Raw genomic sequence first — 1,675 nt, forward strand, 5'->3', positions numbered from 1 at the left:
AAGGTTGAATACGTGGGGCCAAATGCAGTTTTGGCGTTACCGCGACGGTAAAGCGGAGAATGACCCTAATTATACCGAATGTCCTTTTCGCTTTGCGGGGCAATATGAAGATGAAGAAAGTGGCTTGTATTATAATCGCTTTCGCTATTATGATAGGGAAACAGGACAGTATCTTTCCCCAGACCCCATAGGGTTATTGGGTGGGCTGAATCCGTATGGGTATGTGCATTGTCCGACGGGGTGGGTTGATCCGTTTGGGTTGGCGGGTGGCAAAGGGAATAAAGGGGAGCTAGACGGTTCAGGTAGACCATTAGCAAGCCCAAGATACTCGGTAGCATTTGAAACAAAAATAGATAGTAAATTCTATCCCGGACGTTCTGATAAGGTTCATTTTCAGGAAGCTAATAGAAATCTTCATGAGGCCATGAAAGCAGACCCCATATTTGCTAAAAAATTAGAAGATATGTATCCGGGAATAACTCAAGGTGTACAGCCGGGTCCTAGAGGAGCATACCCAAGACGCTCACCATTGCCAGAGCTGACATGGCATCATGAGGCTAGTCAACCTGGTGTTATGCAATTAGTGCCTATAAAGCAACATCAAGCTCCTGGAGTTGTTCAGGATTTTCTTCATCCTGGAGGAAAAGGAGGAATGAGTAATTGGTGAGGTGGACGATAATATGATCGAAGAAACACTGAGAAATGTCTTACAAAAAGTAATAGATGTACCTTGGAATTTAGCGCTTTATTTGCCTAAAGATACATTTAGTTGGGATTTAGATACTATAGCTATGATTGAAGATCCTGATGACGTTGAGTCAGATGAACTAGATGATGATCCTGAAGTTATAAAAGAAGCTAATTATAGGTATGTACTAACGATCCAAATGTTACAAAGCATTGTTACTTATGCTAAATTACAAAAAGCGAATGTAACTGAAGAAGAATTGCTTCAATGTCTCATTTATTATTTTAATAATGATGCTTATTTGACTCTTTAGCTATATAGCCAGAAGATCATGTAATCTTCCAGCTTTTTCGTTTTTAATAGCAACTCTGTTTACGCTTTAGTCATTAATACACTCCACCATCAGCTTGCGCATCGTGAGTTTGATGGCACTCAGTTGTGCTTGCTGCTGTTGGTTTTGCTATTTAATTGTTTGAATGCCTTCGCTATCGAGTATCAATACAAAACACTCGTATAAGATTTTTACCGTAAAGGTGAAAACTGTTTCAAAACCGGCGTCTTTTAACCACTGTATCTAAGGTGTATTGCGGGCGGTGGTGCGGCTTTGTTGCCGTTGGGGGCATAGCCGACGGTATAGTGCCGCTCTGTTTTCGGGGGGGATTTATGCGAGTGCCTGATTTAGAATGCGTCTTATCCAGATAGAACATGTTGGGCATCATAACAAGCGAAGCAATAGAGTATTAGTAGCTATAAACTTGCCAGCTCTAAGAAGAGATTGTTCATCAATGGAATGAAGCTGATAATACACTGGCATTGACCCGTTTTGGTGAACGGGAGTTGCATTATGCTTTTGGGGCACTGGGGGAGTTAACTTCACTGCAAGTCAATCAGCATGCACCACTTCAATTTAGCTACAACGCGGTAGGACAAGAGTATTTACGCCGTAGTCACGCTGGATTTGTCAATTCCAGTCACTATACGGCCACT

General features: G+C 41.9%; 1 protein-coding gene and 1 pseudogene. Both read left to right on the top strand.

Annotated features, from left to right (window positions below; genetic code table 11):
• Positions 1–265, top strand: a pseudogene (locus HMPREF0693_RS19775) (RHS repeat-associated core domain-containing protein); the annotation flags it as partial.
• A gap of 415 nt (positions 266–680) precedes the next feature.
• Positions 681–1,001, top strand: coding sequence for a DUF7716 domain-containing protein (locus HMPREF0693_RS00830; RefSeq protein ID WP_004242747.1), 321 nt, complete (start codon positions 681–683; stop codon positions 999–1,001).
• Positions 1,002–1,675: the final 674 nt, after the last annotated feature.

Origin of the sequence: Proteus mirabilis ATCC 29906 (assembly GCF_000160755.1) — a bacterium.
In the GTDB taxonomy this organism is placed as follows: domain Bacteria; phylum Pseudomonadota; class Gammaproteobacteria; order Enterobacterales; family Enterobacteriaceae; genus Proteus; species Proteus mirabilis.